Below are 7,847 nucleotides of genomic sequence, written 5' to 3' on the forward strand. Positions count from 1 at the left end.
ACTTTGATATATGTTTCATCGACTCTCCAAGAGTCTTTGGTTTGCTTGAGATGACGACGGATTCTTTTGTCTAATTCAGGACCATACTGATGAACCCAACGCATAATCGTTGTATGAGCAGCGGATAAGCCCCGTTCCACCATCATTTCCACCAAATCACGAAAGCTCAAGTTGTACCGTAGGTACCATCTTACTGTTTGCAAAATTGATGATAATGCTTCCACTTGAATAAATTTCGCTTTTCCATACTGATCACGCACCTTTTTTAGAGTAATAGTATCAGTCTGTCCAAGATTTAGAGATTACTTGCAATTATCTTGACGTTTTCGCACCAGAACCTTTCTTAGATACTATTAGGTTCAGAGACTAAAATTGTTTTAATGGAATTAATATCTTTTCTTTCATTAGTAGTTGGATCAAACCCCATTAAGTTACCAATAGCTGTATCAAAATTTTTAAGTGCTACTTTTTCCGTAATTAAATTCGATAATTCTGGAAGGTCTATAGCGCAGGATAAAGCCTTTTCCATCATATGATGTGCTTCTCCGGTTCCAATAATTGTAATTCCTTTTGATAATAATTCAAACGGTTTAACCTTGAACTCATAGGTATCATCAAACCCCATTGGAATAAGCCTTCCACCTTTTTCAATAAGCGGATATGCCCAGTCTAGTTGATTACCTATGGCATCAAAAATTACATCGAACTTTCTTCCTTGATTAATCCGGTAGATTTCTTCTAAGGTGAGTTTTTGCGGATGATATACATATTTGGTTATTTTTCGTGCAGCTTCTGTTCTAAAGGGACCAATTTCTGTGGCAACTGTAATTCTAGAAAGTTTTCGAGCAATCATCTGAACTAACAGTCCAATCGGCCCAGACCCTAAAACTAGAACGGAATCATCTGGTTTTATATTAGCTTTTTCTATAACGCTAAGAACACATGAAAGAGGCTCAATTAATGTAGCTCTCTCCCATTCCATTGATTCAGGTAATTTGTAAATAAATCTATCTTCTCCAACATAATATTCTCCAAAAGTCCCATGAGAACCGATTCCTAACTGCCATTCATCGAACTCTTCGCAATAGCATGTTAAACCTTTTCTACAGTAATAACATTTCCCGCAAAACTGAGTAGGATCAATTACGACACGATCTCCTACGGTTACATTTCTAACCTCTTCCCCTATTTCCACTACGATTCCAACCGATTCATGTCCCATAACCATATTTGGAGCAGCATACATCTTCCCTTTTAATACATTCAAATCGGTCCCGCAAATCCCAGTCCCATAAATCTTGATTTTTACGTCATTATTTTTTTGTATTTGAGGTTCTTCCACTTCTTTATATTCTAATGTTTTATTTTCAGTCCATACCAATGCCTTCATACTTTTCCTCGCTCCGTTTCCACTTAATTTGTTCCAATAAATTTTGGTGTAGTTCTTTGGTAGAAGCTGCTATACATGACTGCTGGTTAATATAACTGAGATCTGTTAAAAGAGTTTCATCTAAAGAATTACCATATGCATCAGTAATAATAACTCCCGCTTTTTTCGCCAGAAACACACTGGCAGCTATATCATATGGAAAGAGGTGTAAGACTTGACCATTTCCTACTCTTTGAAAATCTGGTAACAAATCTGGAGAATCTTTAAGAAGTCTATTCCCGATATCTACATATGCATCCATTTGACCTGTAATAATTCGTGAAATAGAATAAGATGCACTATTAAATATAAATACGCCACCATTATTTGCTGACTCATCGATTAGATGTCCATAAGATTCAATCATTAAGTTAGTAGGATGACCATTAAACTCAAAACTCCAAAACATATTCTTAATGTCTTTACCCTGGCTTAAGTTTGGTAATTGGCTATTATAGCCTTCAAATTCTATAAAATTTGAAAAAATATCACTATACATGTATTTACCTGTTTTAAGTTCCATTAGAAACGCATATTCAATATCTTTAATTTTAGAATTGTCTTTGTATTTTGCTAGAGCAATAGAAATACAAGACATTTCAAGTCCTGCAGCTGCAGGACGAGTACCATCAATCGGATCTACAATTAAAATATATTGTGGATTTTCTCCAAAAATCTTAAGACCACCATCTTCAGTATAGAATGCAACAGGTTCTTTCTTATCTGATATATAATCAAGGACCGCATTTTCTGCTGCAGTATCAATATTAAACTGTGCATCTCCACCTGGAGAGTACCCATTAACTATACGGTTTTTCAAAGTTCCCTTTTGATTTTTCACCTTATTATATACGTATTTTCCTAACTCAATAATATAGGTTTTCACTTGATCTCCTCCAATAGATGAGTTAATTTATAACACAGTTCTTCTGCCTCACTTAGAGTAATAGTAAGAGGTGGACGGATTTTAAACACATTTCCGTATCCATATCTAGATGTTCTGATAATTATGCCATGATCCATAGCACGTTTTGCAATATGATTTGTAAGCTCAACATCAGGTTCATTATTATCTTTTACTATTTCAACCCCAATCATTAAACCTACACCTCTTACATCTCCAATAAACTTAAATCTTTCTTTCATTTTTTCTAAACGTTCCATAATATAATTTCCAACCACAGTCACATTTTCCAAAAATCCAGGTCTTTGTAATATATCAATTGTGGTACATGCTGCTGCAGATGCCATTACATTCGATCCATAAGTAAAAGAATGATGGTGACCAGGCATACCCATATACTTCTCTTCAGTAAGGATAGCTGCAACTTGGAATCCAGTTCCACCTAAACCTTTAGCTACTGTCATCATATTAGGTTGTACATCAAAGTAATCAGCAGCAAACATTTTACCTGTTCTACCAAATCCTGTTTGTATCTCATCAAAAATTAATGCAATATCGTGTTCTTCACATAATTTTTTCAACGATTTGAAATATCCCTTAGGTGGAACAATATTTCCTCCATTTCCTGATATTGGCTCAACCATAATAGCTGCAACATTCCCTGTACTTGCATATTCAATAAAATCATTAATTCTTTCGACACACAGCATTCCACAAGAATCAGATTTTTGATTGTAAAAACAACGCAGGCAATAAGGATCTGGGACTTGCAATCCAAAGGAAAATTGAGGTGGGAATGGTTCTCTTCGAAAAGCATTTCCTGAAAGGGCTGACATCATATATGTTTGTCCCAAATGGCTGCGGAACAAAGAAATAACATCACGTTTCCCAGTATTGTATTGTGCCATTTTAATAGCACCTTCATTCGCCGCTGAGCCACTGCTAACTTTTGGGTGTGCCCTTGTGAGATTGCTAGGAGCAATTTCAACAAGTTTCTCTGCTAATTTATTTACAGGGTCTGTTTGATAAGATGAAGTAACATGAATAAGATTATCCATTTGATTTTTTACTACATCAATCACTTCTTTATTGCTGTATCCTAAATTCAAATTAAATGTAGCTGATGCGCAGTCAAAATATTTATTTCCATCCTGATCGTAAAGGTAGATACCTTCCCCTCGCTCCATAACGACATTGTCTACTTTGTAATACAGACTGTCAGGGTTTGTTAAACTTTTAACTTTACCATTCATTTTTACAACACTCCTATTATTTTAGTAATGTTAAAATTTATGTGTTAGGGGGCCCAACCTAACTAATAATGGATTATGACTGTATTTACTATGCACCACAATTTGAAAATTGTTATTAAATAACAGTCTCATAATATAATGTGAAATATCCGTACTACAAGTTAAATTAAGATGAATTATGTTGAGAAAATAAAAAATACGGAATTTTTTAAAAAATCATAAAAAAAGGTAGTATAATTAAAAATTGTTAACATTAAAAATTTAAATTTTGAAATTTTTATTTTTTCTATATAATAATATTGGTAATATCTAGATATTAGAGGGTTGTTATATGCAATTGATTTAAACAATAAATATATTACTTATAAGGAGGAGAAATAGTTGCTAAAACGTTTACTTTGGATAAGCTTCTTTTCGTACATGTTAATCGCTTTTACCTTAGTTATTATTGGTGCAATGCTACCTGAGATTCTAATTCACTATAAGCAAAATTATAGTAATGGTGGTTTACTCATCTTTGGTCAATTTGTTGGTTTTTTACTTGGTGTACTTAGCATGCCTATTCTAGTTAGAAAACTAGGACGTAAAAATGTAGTTCTCCTGGGTTTAATTATGATTAGTCTTGAGCTTTTTACATTTTTTCTACCAAATTGGTATTTTCTTTTTCCATTAGTCGGATTAGCAGGATATGGAGCTGGATTAGCAGAATCTTGTATTGGCACAATCATTTTAGTTACATTTCAAGAAAAACAAGCCACAGCAATGAGTAAACTAGAAGTTGCATTTGGACTAGGTGCACTATTCATGCCACTTTTCTCCAGCGTACTTATAAGTAAGGGTATTTGGGAATATGCATTTTTGATTTTAGGATTGAGCTCATTTTTAGTTATGCTCGGATGGAAGGTACTGTCTTTTGGTGAAGTCGATGAATTTCTTATACAGAATACCAATACCAATACATCTGTTAATAAAATAACTGGTTCTTATACTAAAAAGACGTTTTTAATCATTACATTTTCTGCGATATATTTCTTCTGTTATGGTGGAAGCGAAGTATCTATTGTTCATTTTTTGCCTTCAATTTTCATGGAAGAGTGGGAAGTCCCTAATTCTCTTGCAACACTGACTGTAACTGTTTACTGGATGGCAATGGTAATAGGGCGTGCGTTAACAGGTGTTATCTCTGAAAAGCTTACCTATAACACGTTTTTACTTTCAATTAATATTGGAGGCCTAGTTGTACTTATATTGCTAGCCATTAGTGGAAATGTTTGGTTGGGTTTCTTTCTATGCTTCTTTTTGGGGTTATTTATGGCAGCAATGTTTGCGATTGCCTTAATTATCACAAACCTATATTTTCCTGGACAAACAGAAAAGACAACTAGTATATTATTAGCTACAAACGGTCTTGGTGGCTCATTAATTCCAATTATTATAGGACAGAGTATGGATAAGTACCCTGCTCAAATTACTTTTTGGCTATTTGCCTGTATAATGTTAATAATGCTAATATTGATAATTGGAATTCAAATTTTGGGAAATACTCATTTATCAGTTATACGAGAACATGATAATAATCATAAAATTTAGATTTAGGGTTCTGATGCAAATATATGAAGAAAAACATGGATAATAGTAGATTTCTAGTGGAATCGTATTTTATGCTATAAGTCCAAATACTTGGTGGATGAACCTTTTCTGGTTTGGGACAGACTGATTCTGTAAATCAATCTGTCCCATTTTTTTTCTATATAACAAGATTTAAGTAGTCCAATATAAAAAACCATTATGCAAAAGGAAACACCTACGCAGAAACATAGCTTAGGTGTTTCCTTTTTGTTTATAGAACATGCTCGGTCAGTCATATTCCTATAAAGATAGTAAAAAACATAAAATCAGACATCTTTTGAAAAATATTAAAGACTATTTCAATAATCACCAAAAAACGGTACAGTTCCTATATAAATACATTTTAAGAGGTGATTATATTGAAAAGTTCCTTTGGCTTATTATCGGCTGTTGTGGTGGCATGAATAATGGCATTCGGTGTAGGTGGCTCGAATTCACATGCGGATTCTCCTCCCAAAGAAAAATTTCCGTAGCAAATAGTATCAAAAAATTTTGGAAAGCAAACAACAGTAAATTTTGAGAGCTATATAAAATCACATCCCATTTTATCTAAAATTTCAACTCAATTGTATCTGCTAAGACACATAAATATGGTGATTTTACTTTCTTATATAAACTACTAAATCAGGAGTAATTGTATCCGCTCTGTACGAAAACTACCTAGAAATACAACTTATATATATCATTTGTAAAATGGAATTGAGCAAAGATGAAAAGTACATCAAAGTTGATGTATTAGTAAAGTAAATTTCATAGAATTATAGGATTGTTTCTGTACTTTACGAAAATTAATTTTTTAAAGGAGCCGAAAAATGAGCCGAAAAAGAAAGATATTCACTTTTATATCCGCATTTGGTATAGGTTTAGCAAGTTATACTAATTGTACTGCTGCAGAGGTTTTAGACAACACTTCATTAAGAAATACTGGAGACATAATAAATCCTTCTACTACATCAAACACTTCTCAAGTAGCAGCTGTTGCTAAAGAGATAAAACCCTTTCCACAGCAAGTAAACTACTCTGGTATTATTAAACCGAATCATGTTTCACAAGAAAGTTTGAATACTTCAGTTAAAAATTATTATACTAATTGGAAAAATAAATATCTAAAGAATGATCTTTCTTCACTTCCAGGTGGTTACTACGTCAAAGGAGAGATTACAGGAAATGCAGACGGCTTTAAACCGTTAGGAACTTCAGAAGGACAGGGTTATGGTATGATAATCACGGTTTTAATGGCAGGCTATGATTCAAACGCCCAAACTATTTATAATGGCTTATTTAAAACAGCGAGAGCTTTTAAAAGTTCCAAAAATCCCAATTTAATGGGTTGGGTTGTAGCCGATAGTACAAAAGCTCAAGGGCATTTTGATTCTGCGACAGATGGGGATTTAGACATTGCTTACTCACTTCTTCTTGCTCATAAGCAATGGGGGTCAAATGGCACAATCAACTATTTGAAAGAAGCTCAAAATATGATTACAAAAGGTATTAAGGCTAGTAATGTGACCCAAAATAATAGTTTGAATTTAGGTGATTGGGGTTCAAAGAGTACATTTGATACTAGGCCTTCCGATTGGATGATGTCTCATTTAAGAGCTTTCTACGAATTTACAGGGGATAAAACTTGGCTTAATGTTATTAATAATCTCTACAATACTTATTCGCAGTTTACAAGTAAATACTCGCCAACTACAGGATTGATTTCTGATTTTGTTGTGAAAAATCCACCACAGCCTGCGCCTAAAGACTTTTTAGATGAATCAAAACATACCGATGCATATTACTATAATGCGAGTCGTGTACCACTCCGAATTGTTATGGATTATGCAATGTATGGAGAAAAGAGAAGTAAGGTGATTTCTGATAAGGTCGCTACGTGGATTAAAAATAAAACAAAAGGTAACCCATCTAAAATTGTGGACGGTTATGAACTAAATGGAACAAACATTGGTGATTATCCAACAGCTGTGTTCGTTTCACCATTTATTGCTGCTGGTACAACTAACAGTAATAATCAAGCGTGGGTTAATAACGGCTGGGATTGGATGAAGAATAAAAAAGAAAGCTATTTTAGTGACAGTTATAATTTATTGACCATGTTATTCATAACTGGTAATTGGTGGAAACCGACACCCAATGAAAAAAACATACAAAATCCAACAAAGTCAGAAATTCAGTCTGAATATAAGGAATAGAATCCATATGCAGTATTTGAACTACTCCCACTTCTATAATTGGGAGTAGTTCTATGAATACTGAAAACCTGCTTTTGGTACAAAAACTCTAAAACTTTTGCAAGTAAATCTCCTAAACTTGGACATACTGATAGTATTACTCTAGAAAAAGGTGTGTAATCAGCATAGAAAAGGAAAATTTGTTCAAATGGAACCTTTTTATTTTTGATTAAGTAAGTGTTGACTAATTTTATCTCGAATTGCATCTTTAATAAATTCTTCGATGGAACTGTTTGTTTCTTCTACAATTTTTGTTATAGATTTATACTCGTTACTTGTGAGAGTTACCGGCTTTGTTACGGTATTACTATCTAAATACACACTATTATTAACACGTTGTATCAGTTTTCCTTCTATTATATAGGGTGCTAAGCTATCCATCCATTCGGTCTGCA

Annotated in this window: 6 protein-coding genes and 2 pseudogenes; 2 read left to right on the plus strand and 6 right to left on the minus strand. The window is 33.5% G+C overall.

Features of this window, described 5'->3' with window-relative positions; genetic code table 11:
* The 4 genes and pseudogenes from C564_RS35925 to C564_RS0130615 all read right to left on the minus strand — a co-directional run.
* Positions 1–247, minus strand: a pseudogene (locus C564_RS35925) (IS6 family transposase); the annotation flags it as partial.
* A gap of 96 nt (positions 248–343) precedes the next feature.
* On the minus strand, positions 344–1,390 hold the full coding sequence (locus C564_RS0130605) for a zinc-dependent alcohol dehydrogenase (RefSeq protein WP_018768103.1): 1,047 nt from the start codon (positions 1,388–1,390) through the stop codon (positions 344–346).
* Positions 1,368–2,315 (minus strand): inositol monophosphatase family protein, encoded by a 948-nt coding sequence (locus C564_RS0130610; RefSeq protein ID WP_018768104.1) that lies wholly within the window; start codon positions 2,313–2,315, stop codon positions 1,368–1,370. The genes C564_RS0130605 and C564_RS0130610 overlap by 23 nt, the downstream gene beginning before the upstream one ends.
* Positions 2,312–3,586, minus strand: coding sequence for an aspartate aminotransferase family protein (locus C564_RS0130615; protein ID WP_018768105.1), 1,275 nt, complete (start codon positions 3,584–3,586; stop codon positions 2,312–2,314). The genes C564_RS0130610 and C564_RS0130615 overlap by 4 nt, the downstream gene beginning before the upstream one ends.
* Positions 3,587–3,967: 381 nt before the next feature.
* Here C564_RS0130615 and C564_RS0130620 point away from each other — a divergent pair, with 381 nt between their 5' ends.
* The gene (locus tag C564_RS0130620) at positions 3,968–5,176 is read left to right on the plus strand and encodes an MFS transporter (protein WP_018768106.1); all 1,209 of its coding nucleotides are present in this window, start codon (positions 3,968–3,970) and stop codon (positions 5,174–5,176) included.
* Positions 5,177–5,245: 69 nt separating this feature from the next.
* Here the strand turns inward: C564_RS0130620 and C564_RS37950 are convergent.
* Positions 5,246–5,329, minus strand: a pseudogene (locus tag C564_RS37950) (IS6 family transposase); the annotation flags it as partial.
* Positions 5,330–6,027: 698 nt separating this feature from the next.
* Here C564_RS37950 and C564_RS0130630 point away from each other — a divergent pair.
* A complete protein-coding gene (locus C564_RS0130630) occupies positions 6,028–7,413 on the plus strand; it encodes a glycosyl hydrolase family 8 (RefSeq protein WP_018768108.1) in 1,386 nt (461 codons plus the stop codon).
* A gap of 198 nt (positions 7,414–7,611) precedes the next feature.
* Here the strand turns inward: C564_RS0130630 and C564_RS0130635 are convergent.
* Positions 7,612–7,847, minus strand: a 236-nt coding sequence (locus C564_RS0130635; RefSeq protein ID WP_155896304.1) for a ribbon-helix-helix protein, CopG family, incomplete at its 5' end; no start/stop codon positions are given.

This window comes from Bacillus sp. 105MF, from assembly GCF_000374885.1.
GTDB lineage: Bacteria > Bacillota > Bacilli > Bacillales > Bacillaceae_G > Bacillus_A > Bacillus_A pseudomycoides.